This is a genomic window from Azospirillum sp. B2RO_4 (assembly GCF_051124815.1).
Classification (GTDB): domain Bacteria; phylum Pseudomonadota; class Alphaproteobacteria; order Azospirillales; family Azospirillaceae; genus Azospirillum.
This window is the reverse complement of the sequence record NZ_CP118485.1, coordinates 487,075-512,504: the sequence shown is the minus strand read 5'-3', so window position 1 is coordinate 512,504 and position 25,430 is coordinate 487,075. Positions and strand designations below refer to the sequence as shown.

Sequence of the window (25,430 nt, the reverse complement as noted above, 5' to 3'; positions counted from 1 at the left end):
CAACCAAAATCAGAGCTTGATCTCGACGTCGACGCCGGCGGCGAGGTCGAGCTTCATCAGAGCATCCACGGTCTGCGGCGTCGGATCGACGATGTCGAGCAGGCGCTTGTGGGTGCGGATCTCGAACTGCTCGCGCGACTTCTTGTCGATGTGCGGCGAGCGGTTCACGGTGAACTTTTCGATGTGCGTCGGCAGGGGAATCGGGCCCCGCACGCGCGCGCCGGTCCGCTTGGCGGTGTTGACGATCTCGCTGGTCGACTGGTCGAGCACGCGATGATCGAACGCCTTCAGACGGATGCGGATGTTCTGGCTGTCCATGTCCAAACGTCCCTTGCACCTTCTAGCGATGACGCGGACGCGTCACCGGAACTCCACGAGCTGCTTTGGGGCTTCGCCGACAGCGCAAGGCCGCGCGCCGAACCACCGAAGCGGGGCCGACGGGCGACACTGTGACCGATGCGACGGGCCGATACGAAAAAGAACATCCCCCGCGGCGGATGCGCAAAGGGGATGTTCCGTTCAGCAGACGGCGCGCCCCAGTGAGGCGCGCCGTGCCGTTCGTCTCGGGCTGCGTCTAGGCCGAAGCTGCCTACCACCAACCCAAAATCCAGAGGGCGTATTCTCTAGGCGTTCAGCGCCCGCGTGTCAATCCTGAATCTCCCCCCAAGCGGAGGAAGCTGGATCGACAGGCGGACGGACCCGAATGCCGACGCCCGATGGCTAGAACCGGGCGGGCCGCCCGCCCCGCTTGCGCGGAGGAGACGGCCCGTCTCTTACAACCGTCGACGGGGTGGAACTCCCGCCGCCCTACCCTTCCCTCCGGCGGTCACCCTGCGGCGACTGCCGGACGGGTCATCACTCGACGATCTTGGCAACGACGCCGGCGCCGACGGTGCGGCCGCCTTCGCGGATGGCGAAGCGCAGGCCTTCGTCCATGGCGATCGGGGCGATCAGAGCCACGTCCATGGCGACGTTGTCGCCCGGCATCACCATCTCGACGCCTTCCGGCAGCGAGACCATGCCCGTCACGTCCGTCGTACGGAAGTAGAACTGCGGACGGTAGTTGGTGAAGAACGGGGTGTGACGGCCGCCCTCTTCCTTCGTCAGGATGTAGGCTTCGGCCTTGAACTTGGTGTGCGGGGTGATCGAACCCGGCTTGGCCAGAACCTGGCCGCGCTCGACGTCCTCGCGCTTGGTGCCGCGCAGCAGCGCGCCGATGTTGTCGCCGGCCTCACCCGAGTCGAGCAGCTTGCGGAACATCTCGACGCCGGTCACCGTCGTCTTCACCGTCGCCTTCAGGCCGACGATCTCGACTTCGTCACCAACCTTCACGATGCCGCGCTCGACACGGCCGGTCACCACGGTGCCGCGGCCCGAGATCGAGAACACGTCTTCGATCGGCATCAGGAACGGACGGTCCTTCGGACGCTCCGGCTGCGGGATGTACTCGTCCACCGTCTTCATCAGAGCCAGGACGGCGTCGCGGCCGATCTCCGGCTGACGGTCTTCCAGCGCGCACAGCGCCGAGCCCTTGGTGATCGGAATGTCGTCACCCGGGAACTGGTAGGACGACAGCAGCTCGCGAACTTCCAGCTCGACCAGCTCCAGCAGTTCCGGATCGTCGACCATGTCGACCTTGTTCAGGAACACCACCAGAGCCGGGACGCCGACCTGGCGGGCCAGCAGGATGTGCTCGCGGGTCTGCGGCATCGGGCCGTCGGCGGCCGACACGACCAGGATCGCGCCGTCCATCTGGGCGGCGCCCGTGATCATGTTCTTCACGTAGTCGGCGTGGCCGGGGCAGTCGACGTGCGCGTAGTGGCGGTTGGTCGTCTCGTACTCGACGTGGGCGGTCGAGATCGTGATGCCGCGCGCCTTCTCTTCCGGCGCCTTGTCGATCTGGTCGTAAGCGGTGAAGGTGGCGCCGCCGGACTCCGCCAGCACCTTCGTGATCGCCGCCGTCAGCGACGTCTTGCCGTGGTCGACGTGGCCGATCGTGCCAACGTTGCAGTGCGGCTTGTTCCGCTCGAACTTTGCCTTCGCCATGGGGTGGTCTCTCCGTTTCTCAATCGTTCCAGCGGTCTTCAGGCCACCTTGGCGCGGACGCCGTCCGCGATGGCCTGTGGCACCGGCTCATAATGGTCGAACTGCATGCTGTACTGCGCGCGGCCCTGACTCATGGAGCGCAGGGAGTTCACATAGCCGAACATGGCCGCCAAGGGAACCAGTCCCGTGACGATTCGCGCGTTGCCGCGCTGATCCATGCCGGTGATCTGTCCGCGGCGACCGTTCAGGTCGCCGATGACGTCGCCCATATAGTCGTCCGGCGTGATGATTTCGACCCGCATCAGCGGTTCCAACAGCGCCGGAGCGGCTTTTGTCATGGCCTCGCGGAATGCGCTCCGCGCCGCCAGTTCAAAGGCGAGCGGCGAGGAGTCGACGTCGTGCGCCTCGCCGGCGACCAGGGTCGCCTTGACGTCCACCACCGGATAACCGGCGACGACGCCGCTGTCCTTGGCAGCCTCAAGCCCCTTCTGCACGCCGGCGACGAACTCGCGCGCCAAGCCGGCGGCGCGGTTCTCGAACACGAAGCCGGCGCCACGGTCGAGCGCCTCGAGCTTCAGCGTCACACGGGCGAACTGGGCACGGTCGCCGGTCTGACGGGCATGGACATGGTCGATCTCGGCGGAGCGCAGCACCGTTTCGCGGTAGGCCACCTTCGGCGCGCCGACGCCGGCATCGACGCGGAACTCGCGCTTCATGCGGTCGACAATGATGTCGAGGTGCAGTTCGCCCATGCCGCGAATGACGGTCTGGCCGCTTTCACGGTCGACAGAGACCTGCAGCGAGGGGTCTTCATGGCCCAACCGGTTCAGCGCCGCCGCCATCTTCTCGTGGTCGGCTTCGGTGCGCGGTTCAACCACGATCTCGATCACCGGTTCCGGAACGTCCAGGCGCTCCAGCACGATCGGCTTGGCAGGGTCGCAGAGCGTGTCGCCGGTCGCGGTGTGCTCCAGCCCGGCGAAGGCCACGATGTCGCCGGTGTGCGCGCGCTCGATGTCTTCGCGGCTGTTGGCATGCATCAGCAGCATACGGCCGATCTTCTCGCGCTCGCCCTTCACGGGGTTCAGCAGCGAATCACCGACGCTGACGGTGCCGGAATAGATGCGACAGAAGGTGAGCGTCCCGACATAGGGATCGTTCATCACCTTGAAGGCAAGACCCGAGAATGGGGCGCTGTCGTTGGCCGCGCGTTCCTCAGAGCGGTCGCCGCCGACCGCGTGGCCGGTGACTGCGCCGATGTCGTTTGGCGCCGGCAGGTAATGGACCACCGCGTCGAGCATCGGCTGGATGCCCTTGTTGCGGAAGGCCGATCCGCAGAGCACCGGGACCACGGCGTTGGAGATCGTGCACTTGCGGATCAGCGCGCGCAGAGCATCCGGCGCCGGCTCCTCGCCGCGCTCCAGATAGGCGGCCATCGCCGCCTCGTCGAGATCGAGCACAGCCTCCAGCAGCGCCTGACGGGCTTTTGCGGCGGCTTCGGCCAGATCATCGGGAATGTCGGTGTGTTCGAATTCGGCGCCGAGCGTCTCGGCCTTCCAGATCGTGGCGCGCATGTCGACCAGATCGACGATGCCGGAAAAACCGGTTTCGCTGCCGATGGGAAGTTGCAGGACCAGCGGTTTGACGCCCAGCCGGTCGGCCATCATGGCGATGCAGCCGGCGAAGTCCGCGCCGACGCGGTCCATCTTGTTGACGAAGGCCATGCGCGGCACGCCGTACTTGTCGGCCTGCCGCCACACGGTCTCAGTCTGGGGCTCGACCCCCGCAACCGCATCGAAGATGGCAACGGCGCCATCCAGGACACGCAAGGACCGCTCGACCTCGATGGTGAAATCCACGTGGCCGGGCGTGTCGATGATGTTGATGCGGTGGTCGCGCCAGAAACAGGTCGTCGCTGCCGAGGTGATGGTGATGCCCCGCTCCTGCTCCTGCTCCATCCAGTCCATGACGGCGGTGCCGTCATTGACCTCGCCCATGCGATAGGACTTGCCGGTATAGAACAGGATGCGCTCGGTCGTCGTCGTCTTGCCGGCATCGATGTGAGCCATGATGCCGATGTTGCGGTAACGGTCGAGGGCGTGCGAACGGGGCATGCAAAATCACCAGGACAGGCGTGAACCTTACCAGCGGTAGTGCGAGAACGCCTTGTTGGCTTCCGCCATGCGGTGCGTGTCTTCGCGCTTCTTCACGGCAGTGCCGCGCTGGCTGGCCGCATCGAGCAACTCACCCGACAGACGCTCGGTCATGGTGTTTTCCGAGCGGGCGCGGGCGGCGCTGATCAGCCAACGGATGGCGAGAGCCTGGGCGCGGTCCGAACGGACCTCGACCGGAACCTGGTAGGTCGCACCGCCGACGCGGCGGCTGCGGACTTCCAGGTGCGGCTTCACGTTGGCGAGGGCGTCGTGGAAGACCTGAACGGGATCGTTCTTGGTCTTGACCTCGATACGGCCCAGGGCGCCGTAGACGATGCCTTCGGCGGCCGACTTCTTGCCGTCCAGCATCAGGCAGTTCATGAACTTCGTCAGGACGCGGTCGCCGTACTTGGCGTCCGGCAGGACTTCACGCTTCTCGGCGCGATGACGACGGGACATCGTGAGTTCTCCTTACTTCGGACGCTTCGCGCCGTACTTCGAACGACGCTGCTTACGATCCTTGACGCCCTGGGTATCCAGCGTGCCGCGAATGATGTGGTAGCGAACGCCGGGAAGATCCTTCACACGACCGCCGCGGATCATGACCACCGAGTGTTCCTGGAGGTTGTGGCCCTCGCCAGGGATGTAGCTCGTCACCTCGAAGCCGTTCGTCAGACGAACGCGGGCGACCTTACGGAGCGCCGAGTTCGGCTTCTTCGGGGTGGTGGTGTAAACGCGAGTGCAGACGCCACGCTTCTGCGGGCAGGCCTCCATCGCGGGAACCTTGTTGCGCGCGGCCAACGGCTCGCGCGGCTTACGGATCAACTGGTTGATCGTCGGCATATCTGCCCTTCATCCCTTCAAGATCACTCGGCCGGACGAGCCGGACGAAGCAAAAGCCCGCCTGCGAAACGTCGCCGTTCCGAGCGGGCTGAATGAGCGAAAGCCGATCGGAGGACTCCGATCGGCGGGATCGGTGGATTCAAGCGGACGCACGGAGAGCCCCGGCGTCCTTTGAAGTTCGCGGACTTTAGGGAAAGGCCGCGGGAGAGTCAATAGCAGTTAGTCGCTATCAGACGCTAGCCGCCTACTCATCCAAACCTTGCCCCTCGCCAGGGGGAGGCAACTGAAGCTGAGCTTCGGGAGCAGGCAATGCAATATTTCGTGCGCTTTCCTCCGCCTCGGCCACTTGTTTCCTCATTCGCTCCACAAGGCGAACGGCGGGCTCGAGCTTCTTCGAAGCATCGCCAACAAAGCCTGTAATCGTTATGATGAACCTGCCGAGCGCTTGAAGATCGGTAAATTGCTTTTCGATCTCGTTCGCGAAAGCATTCAACCTCTTGATGATAAGGTGTTTTCGATCTGAATCGATGTCGGCACGATCAATTTCTTTTCTTATCGATCCGATTAACTCTCGTATATTAGATTTATAGCCTTCGTCAATTTTGACGCGAGCTATGTCTTTCATTCCGTTTATTGATTCAAGAGCTTGACGTTTGGCCGTTAGAGTCGCGATTTTGAATCTCACGGCATCAATGTACCGAGCAACTTCATTTGTGGATTCAAACTTGGGGGGCGAGATACTCAGCAAATCGGTGTGCGCTTCGAGATGCCCAACGAGATAGCTGGCGGCGAGATACAACGATGTTTGCGTGGTTCCACCGGCTAGGTAGTTCGATTCTACCAGCCTGAACAGGTCACTGAGCCCCTTGTCAGGTTCAGGGGAAATAGCAGCAAGTTCGTCAATCTTTAAATGCGTTTCCCTAGGCATATCAACCCCTCAACGAATTGGGCGCCGATAGTACCAAAAAATTGAAAAATGAAAAAGGGCGCGTCCTCTGCGGAACGCGCCCCCCTTCCCTACTCAATCACTCCGACCGATCAGGCCGCGGAGCTTTCCTCGCCCGGGGTTGGCAGGGCCGGAGTTTCCTCCGGAGCGCCGGCCTCCAGGGCCGCTTCGCGGTCGCGCTCGGCGGCGATCAGCTTCAGGCGGTTTACCACGGAGCCCGTGCCGGCCGGGATCAGACGGCCGACGATGACGTTCTCCTTCAGGCCTTCCAGGTTGTCGACCTTGCCGCCGACGGCCGCTTCCGTGAGGACGCGGGTGGTTTCCTGGAACGACGCGGCCGAGATGAAGGACCGCGTCTGCAGGCTGGCCTTGGTGATGCCCTGGAGAACCGGGTGGCCGTGGGCCGGCTGCAGACCCTCGGCGACCGTCTTCTCGTTCTCCTCGTCGAACTCCTGACGGTCGACCTGCTCGCCGACCAGGAAGGTGGTCTCGCCGGCGTCGGTGATCTCGACCTTCTGCAGCATCTGGCGAACGATCACCTCGATGTGCTTGTCGTTGATCTTCACGCCCTGCAGTCGATAGACGTCCTGGATTTCGTTGATCAGGTAATCGGCCAAGGCCTCCACACCCATCACCGCCAGGATGTCGTGCGGCACCGGGTTGCCGTCCATCAGCAGATCGCCGCGCTCGACATAGTCACCCTCCTGCACGGAGATGTGCTTGCCCTTCGGGATCAGATACTCCTTCTCGTCGCCGGTCTCGTCATTGCGGACGACGATGCGGCGCTTGGTCTTGTAGTCCTTACCGAATTCGACGCGGCCGCTCATCTCCGAGATGATGGCGAAGTCCTTCGGACGACGCGCCTCGAACAGCTCGGCCACGCGCGGCAGACCGCCGGTGATGTCGCGGGTCTTGGACGACTCGCGCGGGATACGCGCCAGCACGTCGCCGGCCCGGACCTCGGCACCATTCTCCACCGACAGGATGGCGTCCACCGACATGAAGTAGCGGGCTTCCAGGCCGTTCGGCAGGGTGATCAGCTCACCCCGCTCGTCCACCAGCGCGATGCGCGGCTTCAGATCGGCACCGCGCGGCTGCTGGCGCCAGTCGACCACCACCTTGGAGCTGATGCCCGTCGCCTCGTCCATCACCTCGCGCATGGAGATGCCTTCCACGAGGTCGATGTAGCGGGCGGTACCGGCACGCTCCGTGATGATCGGCAGGGTGTAGGGGTCCCACTCGGCCAGCTTGGCGCCGCGCTCGACCTTCACGCCCTCGTCCGCCAGCAGCTTGGCGCCGTACGGCACGCGGTGACGTGCCCGCTCGCGGCCCTGCTCGTCGAGCAGGATCACTTCGGTGCTGCGGCCCATGACGACCGGGATACCCGAGGAGTTCATGACGACATTGCGGTTGTTGATCCGCACCGTCGCGTCGAACGCCGCCTCGATCTGGCTCTGTTCCGCACCGCGCTGCGCCGCACCACCGATATGGAAGGTACGCATCGTCAGCTGGGTGCCCGGCTCGCCGATCGACTGCGCCGCGATGACGCCGACCGCTTCGCCGGTATTGACCAGCGTGCCGCGGGCCAGATCACGGCCGTAGCACTTGGCGCAGACGCCGTCGCGGGTTTCGCAGGTCAGGACCGAGCGGATCTTGACCGAGTCGATGCCCGACCGCTCGATGCGGTCGACCGTCGGCTCGTCGATCAGGCCGCCGTCCTCGACGATCAGCTCGCCGTTCAGCGGGTCGATCACCGCCCCGACCACGGTGCGGCCGAGGATGCGGTCGCCCAGCGGGCTGATGACTTCACCGCCGTCGATCACCGCCTTCACGGTGATGCCGCGCTCGGTGCCGCAATCATGCTCGACGATGATGGCGTCCTGGGCCACGTCGACCAGACGACGGGTCAGGTAACCGGAGTTCGCCGTCTTCAAGGCGGTGTCGGCCAGACCCTTGCGGGCGCCGTGGGTGGAGTTGAAGTACTCCAGCACGGTCAGGCCTTCCTTGAAGTTCGAGATGATCGGCGTCTCGATGATCTCGCCCGACGGCTTGGCCATCAGCCCGCGCATGCCGGCCAGCTGACGGATCTGCGCGGCGGAACCACGCGCACCGGAGTGGGCCATCATGTACACCGAGTTGACCGGCTTGCCGGCTTCGGTGGTCGAGATCGCCTTCATCATCTCGGAGGCGACCTTCTCGGTGCATTCCGACCAGACGTCGACGACCTTGTTGTACTTCTCACCCTGGGTGATCAGGCCGTCGAGATACTGCTGCTCGAACTCCTTGACCCGCTCCTTGGACTCGTTGACCAGCTTCTCCTTGGCGGCGGGGATGACCATGTCGTCCTTGCCGAAGGAGATGCCGGCGCGGCAGGCGTGGCCGAAGCCGAGCTTCATCAGGCGATCGGCGAAGATCACCGTCTCCTTCTGGCCGCAATGGCGGTAGACGGCGTCAATGACGTTGCCGACGTCCTTCTTGGTCAGGACGCGGTTGATCAGCGAGAACGGCACCTTCGGGTGACGCGGCAACAGTTCCGACAGGAGCATGCGGCCCGGCGTCGTCTCGACGATGCTGATCAGCTCGTTGCCTTCGTCGTCCACGCCGACGTAGCGCGCCTTGATCTTCGCATGGATCGACAGGACCTTGGCGTTCAGCGCCTGCTCGATTTCCGAGACGTTGGCGAACACCATGCCCTCGCCCTTTTCACCCGGGCGATCCATGGAGATGTAGTAGATGCCGAGGACGATGTCCTGCGACGGCACGATGATCGGCTTGCCGTTGGCGGGCGACAGGATGTTGTTGGTCGACATCATCAGGACGCGCGCTTCCAGCTGGGCCTCGAGGCTCAGCGGGACGTGCACGGCCATCTGGTCGCCGTCGAAGTCGGCGTTGAAGGCGGTGCAGACCAGCGGGTGCAATTGGATCGCCTTGCCTTCGATCAGCGTCGGCTCGAACGCCTGGATGCCGAGACGGTGCAGCGTCGGCGCTCGGTTCAGCATCACCGGATGCTCGCGGATGACCTCTTCCAGGATGTCCCACACCTCGGGACGCTCCTTCTCAACCATCCGCTTGGCGGCCTTGATGGTGGAGGCGAGGCCGTACAGCTCCAGCTTGGCGTAGATGAAGGGCTTGAACAGCTCCAGCGCCATCTTCTTCGGCAGGCCGCACTGGTGCAGCTTCAGCTCCGGACCGACGACGATGACCGAACGGCCCGAGTAGTCGACGCGCTTGCCGAGCAGGTTCTGACGGAAGCGGCCCTGCTTGCCCTTCAGCATGTCGGACAGCGACTTCAGCGGACGCTTGTTGGCGCCGGTGATGACGCGGCCACGGCGGCCGTTGTCGAACAGAGCGTCGACGGCCTCCTGCAGCATGCGCTTCTCGTTGCGGACGATGATGTCCGGCGCCTTCAGCTCGATCAGCCGCTTCAGACGGTTGTTGCGGTTGATGACGCGGCGGTAGAGGTCGTTCAGGTCGGACGTGGCGAACCGGCCGCCGTCCAGCGGGACCAGCGGACGCAGCTCGGGCGGGATCACCGGAATGACTTCCAGGATCATCCACTCCGGACGCGACTGCGAGGCCAGGAAGGCGTCGATCAGCTTCAGGCGCTTGACCAGCTTCTTGCGCTTGGCTTCGGAGTTGGTGTCGCGCAGATCCTCACGGCAGCGCTTCTTCTCCTCGTCGAGGTCGAGCGCGGACAGCATGATGCGCAGCGCTTCGGCACCGATCGACGCGGTGAAGGCGTCCTCGCCGTACTCGTCCTGGGCGTTCAGGTACTCTTCCTCGTTCAGCAGCGAATGCAGCTTCAGCGGGGTGAGGCCCGGCTCGATGACGACGTAGTTCTCGAAATAGAGGATGCGCTCCAGATCCTTGAGCGTCATGTCGAGCAGCAGGCCGATGCGGCTCGGCAGCGACTTCAGGAACCAGATGTGCGCGACGGGGGACGCCAGTTCGATATGGCCCATGCGCTCGCGCCGGACCTTCGACAGCGTGACCTCGACGCCGCACTTCTCGCAGATGATGCCGCGATACTTCATGCGCTTGTACTTGCCGCACAAGCACTCGTAATCCTTGATCGGGCCGAAGATGCGGGCGCAGAACAGGCCGTCGCGCTCCGGCTTGAAGGTGCGGTAGTTGATGGTTTCCGGCTTCTTGATCTCGCCGTAGGACCAGGACCGGATCCGCTCGGGGCTCGCGATCTGGATGCGGATCTGATCGAAGCTCTGCGGCCCCTGGACCTGGCCGAAAATGTTCATCAACTCATTCATGACCGTCTCCCGCTGGCATCGCCGCGTTGTCGGTTAAGGGCAGTGCATGACCCCGGAGCGGTGCTCGCACCGTTCCGGGGTTTGGTCACGTCAAATCGGCTCAGTAGGACCGCTGGTTCAGTTCGACGTTCAGGCCGAGCGAGCGCAGCTCCTTGACCAGCACGTTGAACGACTCCGGAATGCCGGCCTCGAAGTTATCGTCGCCGCGGACGATCGCCTCGTAGACCTTGGTGCGGCCGGACACGTCGTCCGACTTCACCGTCAGCATTTCCTGCAGCGTGTAGGCGGCGCCGTAGGCTTCGAGCGCCCAGACCTCCATCTCACCGAAACGCTGACCGCCGAACTGGGCCTTGCCGCCCAGCGGCTGCTGCGTGACCAGCGAGTAGGGGCCGATCGACCGGGCGTGGATCTTGTCGTCCACCAGGTGGTGCAGCTTCAGCATGTAGATGTAGCCGACGGTGACCTTGCGATCGAAGGTCTCGCCGGTGCGGCCGTCTACCAGCGTCGACTGGCCCGACCGGTCGAAACCGGCACGCTCCAGGTGGACGCAGATGTCCTCCTCGCGGGCGCCGTCAAAGACCGGCGTCGCGAAGGGCACGCCCTTGCGCAGGTTGCCGCCCAGCTCCAGCAGCTCGGCGTCGTTCATGTCGGCGATGTCCTCGTTGTAGGTCACCTCGCCGTACGCCGACTTCAGCGTGCTGCGCAGGGCCTCCAACTGGGGAGCGCCTTCCGCCTTCTGGCGGATCGCCAGACGGTACTGGTCGACCGCGCGGCCGATCTGCCGGCCGAGACCCGAGGCTGCCCAACCGAGGTGGGTTTCCAGGATCTGACCGACATTCATGCGCGACGGCACGCCCAGCGGGTTCAGCACCAGATCGACCGGGGTGCCGTCCTCGAGGTACGGCATGTCCTCCTGCGGGATGATGCGCGAGACGACACCCTTGTTGCCGTGACGGCCGGCCATCTTGTCGCCGGGCTGCAGCTTGCGCTTCACCGCGACGAAGACCTTGACCATCTTCATGACGCCCGGCGGCAGCTCGTCGCCGCGCTGCAGCTTGTCGACCTTGTTCTCGAAGCGGTCCTGCAGGGCCTTGATCGAGTCGTCGAAAACCTTGGCCAGGTTTTCGACCGTCTCCATTACCTGCTCGTCGGCGATGGCGATCTGGCGCCACAGGCCCTTCGACAGGCCGGCCAGAACCTCCTCGGTCAGGACCGTGCCGCCCTTCATGCCCTTCGGGCCGGACTGCGCGGTCTGGCCGAGCAGCACTTCCTTCAGGCGGGTGTAGAAGCTGCGCTCCAGGATGCCGCGCTCGTCGTCGCGGTCCTTGGCCAGCTTCTCGATCTCGGCGCGCTCGATCGCCAGGGCGCGCTCGTCCTTGTCGACGCCGCGGCGGCTGAACACGCGGACCTCGACGATGGTGCCGACGACGCCCGGCGGCAGGCGCAGCGAGGTGTCGCGGACATCCGAGGCCTTCTCGCCGAAGATGGCGCGCAGCAGCTTCTCTTCGGGCGTCATCGGGCTTTCGCCCTTCGGCGTCACCTTGCCGACCAGGATGTCGCCCGGACGGACTTCGGCGCCGATATAGACGATGCCGGCCTCGTCGAGGTTCTTCAGAGCTTCCTCACCCACGTTCGGAATGTCGCGGGTGATTTCCTCCTGGCCCAGCTTGGTGTCGCGGGCCATGACCTCGAACTCTTCGATGTGGATCGAGGTGAAGACGTCGTCCTTGACGATGCGCTCGTTGATGAGGATCGAGTCCTCGAAGTTGTAGCCGTTCCACGGCATGAACGCGACGAGCACGTTGCGGCCGAGGGCCAGCTCGCCGAGGTCGGTCGACGGACCGTCGGCCACGATGTCGCCGGCGTTCACCCGGTCACCGACCTTCACCAGCGGACGCTGGGTGATGCAGGTGTTCTGGTTGGAACGCTGGAACTTCAGCAGGTTGTAGATGTCGACGCCCGGCGCCGTGCTGTCCGAGCTGTCGGTGGCGCGGACGACGATGCGGGTGGCGTCGACCTGGTCGACGATGCCGGAACGCTTGGCGACGATGGTCACGCCGCTGTCGCGGGCGACGGTCGCTTCCATGCCCGTGCCGACCAGCGGCGCGTCGGCCTTCACCAGCGGCACCGCCTGACGCTGCATGTTCGAGCCCATCAGCGCGCGGTTGGCGTCGTCGTTCTCCAGGAACGGGATCAGCGCCGCGGCGACGGACACCAGCTGCTTCGGCGACACGTCGATCAGGTCGATCGCCTCCGGCCGGAACATCAGGTATTCACCGCCCTGGCGGCAGGACACCAGATCGGCGGCGAAGCTGTTGTCCGGGTTCAGCTCGGCGTTCGCCTGGGCGACGACGTAGCGGCCCTCCTCCATCGCCGACAGATAGACCACCTCGTTGGTGACCTTGCCGTCGATGACCTTGCGGTAGGGGCTCTCGATGAAGCCGTACTGGTTCACGCGGGCATAGGTCGCCAGCGAGTTGATCAGACCGATGTTCGGGCCTTCCGGCGTCTCAATCGGGCAGATGCGGCCATAGTGCGTCGGGTGCACGTCGCGCACTTCGAAGCCTGCGCGCTCGCGGGTCAGACCGCCCGGGCCGAGGGCCGAGAGACGACGCTTGTGCGTGATCTCGGACAGCGGGTTGGTCTGGTCCATGAACTGCGACAGCTGCGACGAACCAAAGAACTCGCGCACGGCGGCGGCTGCCGGCTTGGCGTTGATCAGGTCGTGCGGCATCACCGTGTCGATCTCGACCGAGCTCATGCGCTCGCGGATCGCACGCTCCATGCGCAGCAGGCCGACGCGGTACTGGTTCTCCATCAGCTCACCGACCGAGCGCACGCGTCGGTTGCCGAGATGGTCGATGTCGTCGATCTCGCCGCGGCCGTCCTTCAGGTTCACCAGAACCTTCAGGATCTCCAGGATGTCCTCCTTGCGGAGCACACGCATCTGGTCGTCGGTCTGGAAGTTCAGGCGCGCGTTCATCTTCACGCGGCCGACGGCCGACAGGTCGTAGCGCTCGCTGTCGAAGAACAGGCCCGAGAACAGCGCCTCGGCCGACTCCAGGGTCGGCGGCTCGCCCGGACGCATAACGCGGTAGATGTCGATCAGCGCGTCTTCACGGCTGGCGTTGCGGTCCGCATTCATGGTGTTGCGGATGTAGGCGCCGACGTTCAGGTGGTCGATCGCCAGCACCGGCAGCTCGTCGACGCCGGTCTTCTCCAGCTTGTCGAGGTCGCTCGCCGACAGCTCGTCACCGGCTTCGAACAGGACTTCGCCCGTGCGCTCGTTGATGATGTCGACGGCGAGGTAGCGGCCGGTCAGCTCCTCGGTGGAGACCTGCTGCTCGGTCAGGCCGGCCTCGACCAGCTTCTTGATGGCGCGCGGCGTCATCTTGGCGCCGGCCTCGGCGACGACGGCGCCGGTGGCGGCATCGACCAGGTCGGAGACCAGCTTGACGCCCTTCATGCGCTCGGCGCTGAACGGGGTCTTCCAACCGCCGGCGGAGCGGGTGTAGGTGATGGTGTCGTAGAAGTAGTTGAGGATCTCTTCCTTCGACATGCCCTGCGCCTCGTAGGGCAGCAGGTCCTTGCGGTTCGCCTTGCGCTCTGCGCGCAGCGCCTCGGTCTCCGCGCCGTCCAGGGCGAACAGCAGCGTGGTGGCCGGCAGCTTGCGGCGGCGGTCGATGCGGACGTAGACCAGATCCTTGGCGTCGAACTCGAAGTCGAGCCAGGAACCGCGATAGGGGATCACACGCGCGGCGAACAGATACTTGCCCGACGCGTGGGTCTTGCCCTTGTCGTGGTCGAAGAAGACACCCGGGCTGCGGTGCATCTGGGAGACGATGACGCGCTCGGTGCCGTTGATGATGAAGGTGCCGTTGGCCGTCATCAGGGGCATGTCGCCCATGTAGACGTCCTGCTCCTTGATGTCGCGGATCGAACGGAGGCCGGTGTCCTCCTCGACGTCGAACACGGACAGGCGCAGGGTAACCTTCAGCGGAGCCGCGAAGGTCATGCCGCGCTGCTGGCATTCCTCGACGTCGTACTTCGGCTGCTCAAGCTCGTACTTGACGAAATCCAGCACCGCGCGGTCGGAGAAGTCCTTGATCGGGAAGACCGACTTGAAGACTTCCTGCAGGCCCAGGTTCGCCCGCTTTTCCGGGGCGATGTCCATTTGCAGGAAGTGATCGTAGGAGCTGCGCTGCACCTCGATGAGGTTGGGCATCTGGGTGACTTCCGGGATGCGCCCGAAGCTCTTCCGAACACGTTTACGACCCGTAAAGGATTTGGCCATGGATGTCCCCAAACGTCTGTACGTGATGCGCGTTATACCGACCGTTCAACCGACCGCAGGATCAAGCCGACTGGTGTCGACCGGTCCCGAGGGCGCCCGCGCGGGCCATCCCCATGATGGGGACGGAAAGAGCCGGGCCGGGCGAGCCCGGTCCGGCGGAAGGCAGAAAACGCCGTGCGGCGGCAGGTTCCCTGGGGAACCGGCCGCCGTCCGGCGTGGAACTGTATGATCCGTAACGCAACAAGGTCTTACTTAATATCGACCTTGGCGCCGGCCTCTTCAAGCTGCTTCTTGATCTTGGCGGCCTCGTCCTTCGTGGCGCCTTCCTTGACCGGCTTCGGAGCGCCCTCGACCAGGTCCTTGGCTTCCTTCAGGCCCAGGCCGGTGATCGCACGGACTTCCTTAATCACGTTGATCTTCTTGTCGCCGGCGTCGGCGAGGATCACCGTGAACTCGGTCTGCTCTTCGGCCGGGGCGGCAGCGGCAGCGGCCGGGCCGGCGGCGGCGACGGCCACCGGAGCGGCGGCGGAGACGCCCCACTTCTCTTCGAGGAGCTTCGACAGCTCGGCGGCTTCCAGGACGGTCAGGGCCGACAGATCGTCGACGAGCTTCTGCAGATCAGCCATGTTACTACTCCAAACGACTTGAGTTCTGGGGATGTAAAAAACGAGTGACTAGGCCTGGTTAGGCCGCCGCCTCGTCGTCCTTCTTCGCGTAGGCAGCAAGCACGCGGGCGACCTGGCCGCCCGGAGCCTGGAGGACACCGGCGATACGGGTCGCCGGGGTCTGGATCATGCCCACGAGGCGGCCACGCAGTTCGTCCAGCGACGGGAGCGAGGCGAGGGCCTTGACCCCCTCCGCGTCCAGAATCTGGGTGCCGAGGCTGGCGCCGACGATCTTGAGCTTCTCGTTGGTCTTCGCGTAGTCGGCCACCACCTTGGCAGCCGCAACGGGATCCTTCGAGAAGGCGATCGCCGTCGGTCCCTTGAAGAGACCGTCCAGACCCTCGAACTGCGTCCCCTGAAGGGAACGACGGGCGAGCCGGTTCTTCGTCACTTTGAAGCTGGCGCCAGCAGCCCGAACCTTCGCACGCAGGTCGGTGACTTCCTTCACCGTCAGGCCCAGATGGTGGGTGACCACCACCAGGCCCGTGTCCTGGAGCTTCGATTGCAGAGCCGCGATCGTCGCTTCTTTTTGTGTACGATCCACGGATCGCCTCCTTGCACAGAGGTGTACATGGATCCCCGTCCCCGAGGGGCCGGAGATCCGGCGAACCTGTCCCAGAAGTCAAGCCGTTCCTGAACCGGTTCCCGTCGCGCATGGCGGCGGGGCCGGAGGGGTAAACGGGTTCAACTCCTGTCTGCGCGGGTGGATTTTAAGCCCTCCCCTTCCCTTGCGGTTCGGGTCGGACACCAGCGGTCTCGGACAGGGGTGGGCGGGTGCCCTTGGGGTTTCCCCCGCGAACGGTCCGCCCGGACGCCGCCGCTGCCCGAGGACAGACGGCGGCGAAACGGGTCATCAGGCGGCGGCCGGAGCCGACACGCTGGTGAGGTCGAGCTTCAGGCCCGGGCCCATGGTCGACGAGAGCGAGACCTTCAGCAGGTACTGGCCCTTGGCGCCGGTCGGCTTGGCACGGGTGATGGCATCGACGAAGGCGCGGATGTTCTGGACCAGCGCCTCTTCCGAGAAGCTGACCTTGCCGACGCCGGCGTGGACGATGCCGGTCTTCTCCGCACGGAACTCCACCGCGCCGGCCTTGGCGGCCTTCACGGCGCCGGCGACGTCGGGGGTCACGGTGCCCAGCTTCGGGTTCGGCATCAGGCCGCGCGGGCCGAGGACCTTACCGAGCTTGCCGACCACACCCATCATGTCGGGCGAGGCGATGCAGCGGTCGAAGTTGATGTTGCCGGCCAGGATCTGTTCGGCGAGATCGTCGCCGCCGACCACGTCGGCGCCTGCAGCCAGAGCCTCATCGACCTTGGCGCCGCGGGCGAACACCGCCACGCGGACGGTCTTGCCGGTGCCGTTCGGCAGGTTCACGACGCCGCGGACCATCTGGTCGGCGTGGCGCGGATCGATGCCGAGGTTCATCGCGATTTCGATGGTCTCGTCGAACTTGGCCTTGGCGGCACCCTTGACCAGGGTGACGGCCTCTTCCAGCGAGTAGAAGTTGTCGCGGTTGACGCTCTTGTAGGCGTCGGTCAGTCGCTTGCCCAGCTTCGCCATAGGATCAGCCCTCCACCACTTCGAGGCCCATCGAGCGGGCGGAACCGGCGATCATGGTCGCGGCGGCTTCGACGTCGTGCGCGTTCAGGTCGACCATCTTCTTCTGGGCGATCTCGCGGATCTGCGAGGTCGTGACCTGGCCGACGAAACCGCCCTTGCCGGGGGTCGTCGAACCCTTGTCCTTGCCCGAAGCCTTCTTGAGGAAATAGCTGACCGGCGGGGTCTTGGTCACGAAGGTGAAGGTGCGGTCGCCGTAGGCGGTGATGACCACGGGAATCGGCATGCCGACTTCCAGGTCCGCCGTCTTGGCGTTGAACGCCTTGCAGAACTCCATGATGTTCAGGCCGCGCTGACCGAGCGCCGGACCGATGGGCGGCGACGGGTTGGCCTTGCCGGCCGGAACCTGCAGCTTGATGTAACCGACGATTTTCTTCGCCATCTCACAACCTCCTGGGACGACGCCTCACGCCTACGACCGGATGGTCCGGCGCGGCGTCGCGGGGTTTTGCGGTTCGGCCATGGCGAGCCTCCCGCAACAGAATGGAGCCACCGATGCAAGCACCGGCAGCTCCGACTCGAAAAACTGTGGAACCTTGCGCTCAGATCTTTTCGACCTGCGTGTATTCCAGCTCGACCGGCGTGGAGCGACCGAAGATCGACACCGCCACCTTGAGGCGGGACTTCTCCTCGTCGACTTCCTCGACGACACCATTGAACGAGGTGAAGGGACCGTCGCTCACTCGCACCTGCTCGCCCACCTCGAAGGTGATCGACGGCTTGGGGCGCTCAAAGCCTTCCTGCACCTGATGGATGATCCGTTCGGCCTCGCGCTGGGAAATCGGCTGCGGCTTGCCGCCACCGCCCAGGAAGTCCGTAACCTTCGGCGTGTTCTTCACCAGCGACCAGGATTCGTCGGTCAGGTCCATCTTGACGAGGACGTAGCCAGGGAAGAACTTGCGTTCCGTGTTGATCTTGGAACCCCGGCGCACTTCGACCACTTCTTCGGTCGGGACCAGGATTTCCTCGAACTTGTCCTCCAGACCCTTCTGAGCCGCTTTTTCGCGGATGGCCTGGGCGACTTTCTTCTCGAAGCCCGAATAAACGTGCACGACGTACCAGCGCGCGGCCATGTCTTAGCCTCCCAGCCCAAGGATCAAGCGAACGGCAACCGCCAGCACCTGATCGACGACGAGGAAGAACAGGGCGGCGAGCACGACCATGACGAAAACCATGGCGGTCGTGATGCCGGTTTCCTTGCGGGTCGGCCAGGTGACCCTGGCTACCTCGCGGCGGACCTCGCGCGCGAATTCTGCGGGATTGACTTTAGCCATCGTGCGAACCGTGCGAGCTCCGGAGCGACTATGAAGGGCGCCGCTTTTACCCTAACCGTTATTGGGACGGGATGGCAGGAGTGGAGGGGCTCGAACCCCCAACCCCCGGTTTTGGAGACCGGTGCTCTACCAATTGAGCTACACTCCTATCTCCGTCCGGCCACACCTTTCGGCGTGGGACGCCGCTTAAAGCATTCTTTCGGCGGCGTTGTCAAGGCCTTTCAGCCCGACTTTAGGAATAACTTTTTAGAACGGCTTTCCGGAAGCCCAACCGTACTCTTCAGCCAGATAGAATCCCCCGCCGGACCGGAGCCCGGCGGGGGAGGCAGGCTTATAGCATCACTCGACGATCTTGGCAACGACGCCGGCGCCGACGGTGCGGCCGCCTTCGCGGATGGCGAAGCGCAAGCCTTCGTCCATGGCGATCGGGGCGATCAGAGCCACGTCCATGGCGACGTTGTCGCCCGGCATCACCATCTCGACGCCTTCCGGCAGCGAGACCATGCCCGTCACGTCCGTCGTACGGAAGTAGAACTGCGGACGGTAGTTGGTGAAGAACGGGGTGTGACGGCCGCCCTCTTCCTTCGTCAGGATGTAGGCTTCGGCCTTGAACTTGGTGTGCGGGGTGATCGAACCCGGCTTGGCCAGAACCTGGCCGCGCTCGACGTCCTCGCGCTTGGTGCCGCGCAGCAGCGCGCCGATGTTGTCGCCGGCCTCACCCGAGTCGAGCAGCTTGCGGAACATCTCGACGCCGGTCACCGTCGTCTTCACCGTCGCCTTCAGGCCGACGATCTCGACTTCGTCACCAACCTTCACGATGCCGCGCTCGACACGGCCGGTCACCACGGTGCCGCGGCCCGAGATCGAGAACACGTCTTCGATCGGCATCAGGAACGGACGGTCCTTCGGACGCTCCGGCTGCGGGATGTACTCGTCCACCGTCTTCATCAGAGCCAGGACGGCGTCGCGGCCGATCTCCGGCTGACGGTCTTCCAGCGCGCACAGCGCCGAGCCCTTGGTGATCGGAATGTCGTCACCCGGGAACTGGTAGGACGACAGCAGCTCGCGAACTTCCAGCTCGACCAGCTCCAGCAGTTCCGGATCGTCGACCATGTCGACCTTGTTCAGGAACACCACCAGAGCCGGGACGCCGACCTGGCGGGCCAGCAGGATGTGCTCGCGGGTCTGCGGCATCGGGCCGTCGGCGGCCGACACGACCAGGATCGCGCCGTCCATCTGGGCGGCGCCCGTGATCATGTTCTTCACGTAGTCGGCGTGGCCGGGGCAGTCGACGTGCGCGTAGTGGCGGTTGGTCGTCTCGTACTCGACGTGGGCGGTCGAGATCGTGATGCCGCGCGCCTTCTCTTCCGGCGCCTTGTCGATCTGGTCGTAAGCGGTGAAGGTGGCGCCGCCGGACTCCGCCAGCACCTTCGTGATCGCCGCCGTCAGCGACGTCTTGCCGTGGTCGACGTGGCCGATCGTGCCAACGTTGCAGTGCGGCTTGTTCCGCTCAAACTTTGCCTTCGCCATCGCTTTGGTCTTTCGTTCCCGACGTTCCGGACGCACACAATGGCCCGGCCGAGATCCGTTTTCCGTGGCGCACGCGGGATTGGAGCGGGTGAGGGGAATCGAACCCCCGTCGTAAGCTTGGAAGGCTTCTGCTCTACCATTGAGCTACACCCGCCTGAGCCATCCCGCCGGCGCGACCGTCCGGGGCAAACGCGATCACGGACAAGCCGTGGAAAGTAGTGGTGGAAGGGGCTGGATTCGAACCAGCGTACGCTAACGCGGGCAGATTTACAGTCTGCTGCCTTTAACCACTCGGCCACCCTTCCAATCCGCGGCTTGGCAGTGCCCGCCGCGGAGTTCGGCAATATGCGAATTTTTCAGACCTTGTCAACACGGGTTAAGCGGTTCACACCAGAAAAAATTCGGCCGCAGTCCGCTGCGGCCTCCTCCCCTTCTTCGTGGGTATCATGACGCGCTCCAGACATCCCGGCTCCGGCCCCGCTTCCAGCCGCTCTTCCGACCGTGCCGCCGACCGTAGCCCCGACCGCGGCGGCGAGCGTTCCGGCGCGAAGGCACAGCAAGGGTCGTCGCCGCGGTCGGCGAAGGGGGGGCGCCCGCCGGCCGCGCGCGGCGTCCTTCTCTATGGCCTGCACCCGGTCGCCGCCGCCTGGACCAATCCGGAGCGGCGCATTCACCGGCTGCTGGCGACCGATTCCGGCCGGGCGGCGTTGGAGCCCGCCTTTGCCGCGGCACGCGCTCTGGGGCTACAACGGCCGGAGGCCTCGCCGGTCGACCGCCTGGAACTCGATCGGATGCTGCCGGCGGGCGCCGTCCACCAGGGCATCGTGGTCGACGCCTCTCCCCTGCCGGAACTGGGCATCGAGGATTTGTGCAACGAACTGGAGTCGGAGACGTCGGCGGTCATCGTTGCCCTCGATCAGGTGACGGATCCGCACAATGTCGGCGCCATCCTGCGGTCCGCCGCCGCCTTCGGCGCCCGCGCCGTGGTGGTGACCGAACGCCATGCCCCGGAAACCACGGGTGTGCTGGCGAAGAGTGCGTCGGGCGCGCTGGAAGCGGTGCCGCTGGTCCGGGTCACCAACCTCGCCCGCGCGCTGACCGACCTGCAGCAGAACGGCTTTTGGTCGGTCGGACTTGCCGAATCGGGAGAATCGACGCTGGCGAAGCTGGACCTGACCGGCAAGACGGTGTTGGTGATGGGTGCGGAGGGCAGCGGGTTGCGCCGGCTGACCATGGAGCGCTGCGATGCCATCGCGCGCCTTCCCACCGGCGGCCCGGTGGGCAGCCTCAACGTTTCCAATGCCGCCGCGGTGGCCCTGTACGAGGTCGCCCGCCTGCGCGAGTGACGGGGAAGCTGATCCGGTGCGGTCAAGTGCTTGTTTGCACGGAAAAGGGACGCTAAGGTGTGCCTCCGCCAAGCGACGGGCGCGCCGGATTAGCTCAGCTGGTAGAGCAGCTGATTTGTAATCAGAAGGTCACGGGTTCGATTCCTGTATCCGGCACCAATCTTTTCAATGGGTTAGCGGCGGCCATTCCGCCGCGTCCATGCTCCAGCAATCACATAGCAATCTTGCGGCGCCGTTTCGGCTTGCTGGCACACCGTCCGGCCCTCGTCGGCCGGCCCGTCCTCGGCTCCCCTGTCCGCAGGTGATTGCCGGGGCGTGATTGCTGCTGGAGCCGCCGCTCCCGTACCCGAGTCGCACATCTTTATATGCGGCTGGTCCTGGCTGGGCCGATACGCTGACCGACACGGCGGCCGATACGGCACCGACACTCCAACCGACACTGCAGCGATTGCCCGAACCCTTTGGTGCGCTTGAGCGATGTGGGAGCGGGTTGGCGCGACCGACACACCAACAGGCACGCCACCGACACAGCAACCGACACGCCAGCCGATACGGGGGATGGCGATGATGAACCGATCCGTCGACTGTGGACCGCATCCGGGACCGCAAACGGGGCCACAGCATGGTTGGCCGCTCCCCTGCCGCTGCAACAGGTTCAGGCGGCCGGGGCTGACCGATGGGACCGCACGCGAGACCGCAAACGGGACCGGAGCGGGACCGCAAACCCGGCCGGCCGCTGCCTCGCTCACTGCCTCGCTTGGTGCATCGGTCCTCTGTAGGCCGACGCGAAAGGAGAAACGGGATCAAGCCTTTCCGGCCGGCACTGCTGCCTCGATCGGTGCATCGGTTGGTGCCTCGCCCGCTGTCTCGGGTTGCGTCGGCGCTGCGTCGATGTTGCGTCGGTCGAGCGCGTCGCCAGATCGGAAGGCGTTGGCGCCGTTCGCATTTCGCCGGCCGCCGCTGCGTCGGTTTGGGATCACCGGCCGATCAGGCCAGCACTCTGCCCCTGCGGCGCACGGTGCGGCGGCTCTGCGGCGCTGGCTGGTGCGCGGTGTGTCAATGGCCGGCGTCGACGAAGGCGCGCGCCCCTGGGCTGGCGCCCTCCCCTCCTCCCCACCGGCGGGCCGGGGTCGGTCGCCCTCCCGGTGGCTCCGCGCGGCGCCGCACAAGGGGGGGGGGTGCCTTCGCGCGCGCGGACGGGGGTGGGGGAAAAACTCAGTCGGCGAAACCCCCTCGGGGGGTCTCCTCTCGATTTTGCCCCCAAACCATGGGCGAAATATTGTTGCTCGCTAGATCAGACGGGGATTGCCTGTCGGAGCCATGCGAGTTGGGTCTCCGCCGGCAGAGCGTCGTATGCCGCGTTGGCGGCCTCACGCCGGGCGCCCAGCGCTTCGATCCGAGCCATGTTGTCGTTCGCGGCGCGGTGGGTCTGCTCCCATGCCGCGAACAGTTGGTCGCCCCTGGGGGTGCCGTAAGCCACCAGGCACAAAACCTGAAGGCTCTCCTGCTGCGATTGCAGCCGCTCTCCTTCGGTCAGCGCGAGGCGCGCTTCCCGGAGCGCCTTGAACTGCTCGATCACGGCCGGGTGGACGATGATCACGGCTTGCCCTTTCCCCCTTCGATGACGCGAAAGCGCGGTTTACCGGGCTGCGGGGCATCACCACTGAGGATGGCCAGCCGGGAAGTGTGCAACTCGTCGGTGGCGGGCGTGCCTCGACCGGCCCGGATGGAGTCGAGTATGGCGAAATCGCGGATCAGCTGGTCGCGGCGACGCTGGTAGTCGGGGTCATCGGTGTTCATCGCGCCTTCCTCCTGGTGCTGGTCTTCGGCTTGGTGTCCTGGTTCGCGGGCGCCTGACGGGCGGCCTCTATCGCCTGGACCTTGCGGAGGGCGGACACCACATCCGGGATGGCGCCCAAGGGAATGGCGACGCCCTTCTTGGTCGGCACCCGGCCAAGCGGCGCGCGGTCGGACGGCGGGTCGACGAACACCCGGACGTCGGCGAAGCGGGAGTCGCGATATTCACCGATCCGGACCCGGATTTCCTGCCGGGCGTTTTTCGGGATCACGGCGATAGTGTCGCGGAGGTAATCTTCAGGGTCGAGGTCTGACACGGCGCGGACGCCTTTCTTCGGTCGAGGTCTCGGGGAACAGGTCGAACTGCACCGGCCGGGGGCGGCGGGCGCGGTAGACCCTGGGCGGCTTCGGGCGTGGCGCCCGCATGGGAAAGAAGCCGATCACCAGCACACCGCGCCGGCGGGGCTGGACAAGCTGCTCTTCGGTGGTGGCCAGCGGCTGGCCGGCGCTGTGCGCGGTCCCCTTGTTCATGCTGCCCTCGCCTCCTGCAGCGCTCGGGTCAGCGCCTCCGCCGCCTCATCGGACAGGGCGCCCCCGGATTTGAAGTGGGAAAGCCTCGATGCCGTCATGCCCGCCGCCTCGGCGATCCGGGACAAGGTGCCTCGGGGTGCTGTCTCCAGATGCGCCTTCAGGTCCTGGCGCAATTCGTCGGCGTTCTCCGGCCGATGCCGAGCAAGGTACCGCTCAATGTCCCCCTGCTCTGCTTCGGCCATGTCATCGTTGGCCGGCGACTGCGGCACCTTGCCGATGGGGGCCAAGATCTTAGAAGGTGTTCCCGCGTGGGGAACTTGACCGAAGCATTGATCAGGCTGGGTTTCGGTGGCGCTCGGTTCCCGCATTGGGTACTGACCGAGTTCCCCACGCGGGAACCGAGCGAGTTCCCCACGCGGGAACCGAGTGGCCAATTTTTGGCGGGCCTTTCGGCCATCGCGGGCGGCCCTCAACTCGTCCTTCAACTCGGCCTGTATGGCTTCGGCCTTGGCCTCGGTCACCCGGCGCCATTCATCCGTTCCCCTGGCCCAGTAGGGCTTCGCCGCGTCTTGGACCTGAGACTCGAGCCACGTCAGGCGATACCTGCTTTCGTGGTTCTCAACATGGTTCCGCTTCCCGCCTCGCTCGACAACGATCAAGCCCAGCGCCTCCGCCTCCCGAATGGTCGCGGAGATGGCACGCCGCGGGATGCCACGATCAACCAGCTGCTCATAGGGAGCCATCAGGTTGCCGTTCTCCAGGCCAGCGTGCTGGAGGTATTCGACCATCAGGAAATCAATCAGCCAGCGGCCATGAAGCGACAGCGCACGATAGGCGGGGGACCGCAGAAGCTCGGCGGTGAGCCACACGAACCCTTGGCCGTCGGGCGGGCCGCTCACTTCGCCCTTTTTGTACGACTGCGGCTTCTTGCTCAAGGCGAGCACTCCGATAGGTGGTCACCCCGAATCATGCAGCCGCGCCGGTATCGCTGGTGCTGGTGAGACGGTGCCGGTCACGGAAGGCGATCACGTCGCCCCGGCGGTACCGGATTGCACGACCGCCGACGCGGTAGAAGGGAAGATCTTCACGCCCCTGGCAGCGCCAGTTTGCAAGGGTCTTGGTCTTCACCCCCAGGAGGGCGGCGGCTTCGGTGTCTCGTAACATCGCGTCATCATTGGCCGGCGTGGGCAGTGGATGCAGCGGAGCGACCAACACGGTCTCCATCTTCATGGCGTCCTCAGTATTCCTTGCATTTCCTCCGAAAGACCGTATCACCTGAACGGGCGTCGTTCAATCGGCTCTTGAACAGATCTCGTTCAAGCGCTCTAGCGACAGAGAATGGGGAATGCACATGGTCAGCAACGATCCCACCAATGCAGCAGAGTGGGCGGAGTTAATGACCCGACCACGCACTCAACGGTGGTACTTCAGCGATAGCGAGGCCGAAGAAATATCAGGCGTATCGATAGGTGACCTGCGCCGGCTTCAAGCATCTGAAGCCATCGAGGCGATCAAAGCTCCGCGTGTAAGTGGTGGCTCTTTCAGATTGTGGAGTGGCCGCGATCTGTTTCTTGCCGCAATCGCTGGCGCAATGCGGAACTACATGAAATTGGAGATCCGTAATTGCGGCATTGTGTTGCGCACCATTGATGGTCCACTCCTACATCGCATCCACGCTGACTCTGTTTTCGATCTTGGTATATCTGATGATGATATAGGAAGTATTGAAACAGAGCACGTCTTCGTTCCTACCGATAACCCCAACAATGAAATTGACTATTTCTACTTAAAAACCGAAAGAGATTGGTACATAAACTTTCATGACAATATGGCAATAAGCATATCTGGCGGATCACCCCACGTTGATAAGATTGCTAGATTAACAGCAGGGCACATGAATGTCATTGATGATACAATTACGGATGAAGACGAGTGGCTGCGACATATTGTAAGAGACTGTGTTTTCTCATCAAGCCTCAACATCAGCATGATAATTAGAAGGATCTACTTGCTTCGTGCCGAGTAGAGCGGCATTGGTTTTCGGTGCGTTGGGCGACGGTCATTGAGTGAGGCGAGCTTCTTTGGCAATAGCCGATGGACCCTCGCACTATGCCTGCCGAACGCC

General features: G+C 64.5%; 23 protein-coding genes and 4 tRNA genes. 3 read left to right on the top strand and 24 right to left on the bottom strand.

Annotation, left to right across the window (positions count from 1 at the left end; genetic code table 11):
• Positions 1-9: 9 nt before the first annotated feature.
• The 18 genes from rpsJ to PWS46_RS02190 form a co-directional block, all read right to left on the bottom strand.
• Positions 10-318: a 30S ribosomal protein S10 gene (gene rpsJ, locus PWS46_RS02275; RefSeq protein ID WP_012973204.1), complete on the bottom strand. Its 309-nt coding sequence runs from the start codon at positions 316-318 to the stop codon at positions 10-12.
• Positions 319-855: 537 nt separating this feature from the next.
• Entirely contained in the window at positions 856-2,046 is a 1,191-nt protein-coding gene (gene tuf, locus PWS46_RS02270; RefSeq protein WP_085088099.1) for an elongation factor Tu, read from the bottom strand.
• 38 nt (positions 2,047-2,084) lie between these two features.
• Positions 2,085-4,157, bottom strand: coding sequence for an elongation factor G (gene fusA / locus PWS46_RS02265; RefSeq protein WP_434617512.1), 2,073 nt, complete (start codon positions 4,155-4,157; stop codon positions 2,085-2,087).
• Between the two features lie 27 nt (positions 4,158-4,184).
• Entirely contained in the window at positions 4,185-4,655 is a 471-nt protein-coding gene (gene rpsG / locus PWS46_RS02260; RefSeq protein WP_012973202.1) for a 30S ribosomal protein S7, read from the bottom strand.
• Positions 4,656-4,667: 12 nt separating this feature from the next.
• The gene (gene rpsL / locus PWS46_RS02255; RefSeq protein WP_012973201.1) at positions 4,668-5,039 is read right to left on the bottom strand and encodes a 30S ribosomal protein S12; all 372 of its coding nucleotides are present in this window, start codon (positions 5,037-5,039) and stop codon (positions 4,668-4,670) included.
• 244 nt (positions 5,040-5,283) lie between these two features.
• A complete protein-coding gene (locus PWS46_RS02250) occupies positions 5,284-5,967 on the bottom strand; it encodes a hypothetical protein (RefSeq protein ID WP_434617506.1) in 684 nt (227 codons plus the stop codon).
• Positions 5,968-6,077: 110 nt separating this feature from the next.
• Positions 6,078-10,250, bottom strand: a complete 4,173-nt coding sequence (gene rpoC / locus PWS46_RS02245; protein WP_434617503.1) for a DNA-directed RNA polymerase subunit beta' — start codon at positions 10,248-10,250, stop codon at positions 6,078-6,080.
• Between the two features lie 100 nt (positions 10,251-10,350).
• Positions 10,351-14,544: a DNA-directed RNA polymerase subunit beta gene (rpoB, locus tag PWS46_RS02240; protein ID WP_434617500.1), complete on the bottom strand. Its 4,194-nt coding sequence runs from the start codon at positions 14,542-14,544 to the stop codon at positions 10,351-10,353.
• Between the two features lie 248 nt (positions 14,545-14,792).
• Positions 14,793-15,170, bottom strand: coding sequence for a 50S ribosomal protein L7/L12 (gene rplL, locus PWS46_RS02235; protein ID WP_014246882.1), 378 nt, complete (start codon positions 15,168-15,170; stop codon positions 14,793-14,795).
• Positions 15,171-15,228: 58 nt separating this feature from the next.
• Positions 15,229-15,753: a 50S ribosomal protein L10 gene (gene rplJ / locus PWS46_RS02230; RefSeq protein ID WP_014246881.1), complete on the bottom strand. Its 525-nt coding sequence runs from the start codon at positions 15,751-15,753 to the stop codon at positions 15,229-15,231.
• Positions 15,754-16,062: 309 nt separating this feature from the next.
• Positions 16,063-16,770: a 50S ribosomal protein L1 gene (gene rplA / locus PWS46_RS02225; RefSeq protein WP_434617495.1), complete on the bottom strand. Its 708-nt coding sequence runs from the start codon at positions 16,768-16,770 to the stop codon at positions 16,063-16,065.
• Between the two features lie 4 nt (positions 16,771-16,774).
• Positions 16,775-17,209, bottom strand: coding sequence for a 50S ribosomal protein L11 (rplK, locus tag PWS46_RS02220; protein ID WP_109150179.1), 435 nt, complete (start codon positions 17,207-17,209; stop codon positions 16,775-16,777).
• 160 nt (positions 17,210-17,369) lie between these two features.
• Complete coding sequence (gene nusG, locus PWS46_RS02215; RefSeq protein WP_014246877.1) at positions 17,370-17,900, bottom strand: transcription termination/antitermination protein NusG; 531 nt, start codon at positions 17,898-17,900, stop codon at positions 17,370-17,372.
• Between the two features lie 3 nt (positions 17,901-17,903).
• Complete coding sequence (gene secE / locus PWS46_RS02210) at positions 17,904-18,101, bottom strand: preprotein translocase subunit SecE (protein WP_014246876.1); 198 nt, start codon at positions 18,099-18,101, stop codon at positions 17,904-17,906.
• Between the two features lie 72 nt (positions 18,102-18,173).
• Positions 18,174-18,249: transfer RNA gene (locus PWS46_RS02205), tRNA-Trp, on the bottom strand.
• A gap of 191 nt (positions 18,250-18,440) precedes the next feature.
• Entirely contained in the window at positions 18,441-19,631 is a 1,191-nt protein-coding gene (gene tuf / locus PWS46_RS02200) for an elongation factor Tu (protein ID WP_085088099.1), read from the bottom strand.
• Between the two features lie 80 nt (positions 19,632-19,711).
• Positions 19,712-19,785, bottom strand: a tRNA-Gly gene (locus PWS46_RS02195).
• 65 nt (positions 19,786-19,850) lie between these two features.
• Positions 19,851-19,936 (bottom strand) — tRNA-Tyr (locus PWS46_RS02190).
• 141 nt (positions 19,937-20,077) lie between these two features.
• On the opposite strand from PWS46_RS02190, the gene rlmB reads away from it, so the two are divergent.
• The gene (rlmB, locus tag PWS46_RS02185; protein ID WP_434617490.1) at positions 20,078-20,977 is read left to right on the top strand and encodes a 23S rRNA (guanosine(2251)-2'-O)-methyltransferase RlmB; all 900 of its coding nucleotides are present in this window, start codon (positions 20,078-20,080) and stop codon (positions 20,975-20,977) included.
• Between the two features lie 83 nt (positions 20,978-21,060).
• Positions 21,061-21,136: transfer RNA gene (locus PWS46_RS02180), tRNA-Thr, on the top strand.
• Between the two features lie 1,135 nt (positions 21,137-22,271).
• On the opposite strand, the gene PWS46_RS02175 is transcribed toward PWS46_RS02180, so the two are convergent.
• The 6 genes from PWS46_RS02175 to PWS46_RS02150 are packed head-to-tail and all read right to left on the bottom strand — an operon-like array spanning position 22,272 to position 24,535.
• A complete protein-coding gene (locus PWS46_RS02175) occupies positions 22,272-22,577 on the bottom strand; it encodes a hypothetical protein (protein WP_434617487.1) in 306 nt (101 codons plus the stop codon).
• Entirely contained in the window at positions 22,574-22,777 is a 204-nt protein-coding gene (locus tag PWS46_RS02170; RefSeq protein ID WP_434617484.1) for a hypothetical protein, read from the bottom strand. The genes PWS46_RS02175 and PWS46_RS02170 overlap by 4 nt, the downstream gene beginning before the upstream one ends.
• Positions 22,774-23,091: a hypothetical protein gene (locus PWS46_RS02165; RefSeq protein ID WP_434617481.1), complete on the bottom strand. Its 318-nt coding sequence runs from the start codon at positions 23,089-23,091 to the stop codon at positions 22,774-22,776. The genes PWS46_RS02170 and PWS46_RS02165 overlap by 4 nt, the downstream gene beginning before the upstream one ends.
• Complete coding sequence (locus PWS46_RS02160) at positions 23,072-23,305, bottom strand: hypothetical protein (protein WP_434617478.1); 234 nt, start codon at positions 23,303-23,305, stop codon at positions 23,072-23,074. Before PWS46_RS02160 ends, PWS46_RS02165 begins: the two co-directional genes overlap by 20 nt.
• Positions 23,302-24,240 carry a hypothetical protein gene (locus PWS46_RS02155; protein WP_434617475.1) on the bottom strand — a complete coding sequence of 313 codons (939 nt, stop codon included), beginning with the start codon at positions 24,238-24,240 and terminating at the stop codon, positions 23,302-23,304. Before PWS46_RS02155 ends, PWS46_RS02160 begins: the two co-directional genes overlap by 4 nt.
• A 31-nt stretch (positions 24,241-24,271) precedes the next feature.
• Positions 24,272-24,535, bottom strand: a complete 264-nt coding sequence (locus tag PWS46_RS02150) for a helix-turn-helix domain-containing protein (protein WP_434617472.1) — start codon at positions 24,533-24,535, stop codon at positions 24,272-24,274.
• A 121-nt stretch (positions 24,536-24,656) separates the two neighbouring features.
• Between PWS46_RS02150 and PWS46_RS02145 the strand changes: the two genes are divergently transcribed.
• Positions 24,657-25,331 carry a hypothetical protein gene (locus tag PWS46_RS02145; protein ID WP_434617469.1) on the top strand — a complete coding sequence of 225 codons (675 nt, stop codon included), beginning with the start codon at positions 24,657-24,659 and terminating at the stop codon, positions 25,329-25,331.
• The last annotated feature ends 99 nt before the right edge of the window (positions 25,332-25,430 follow it).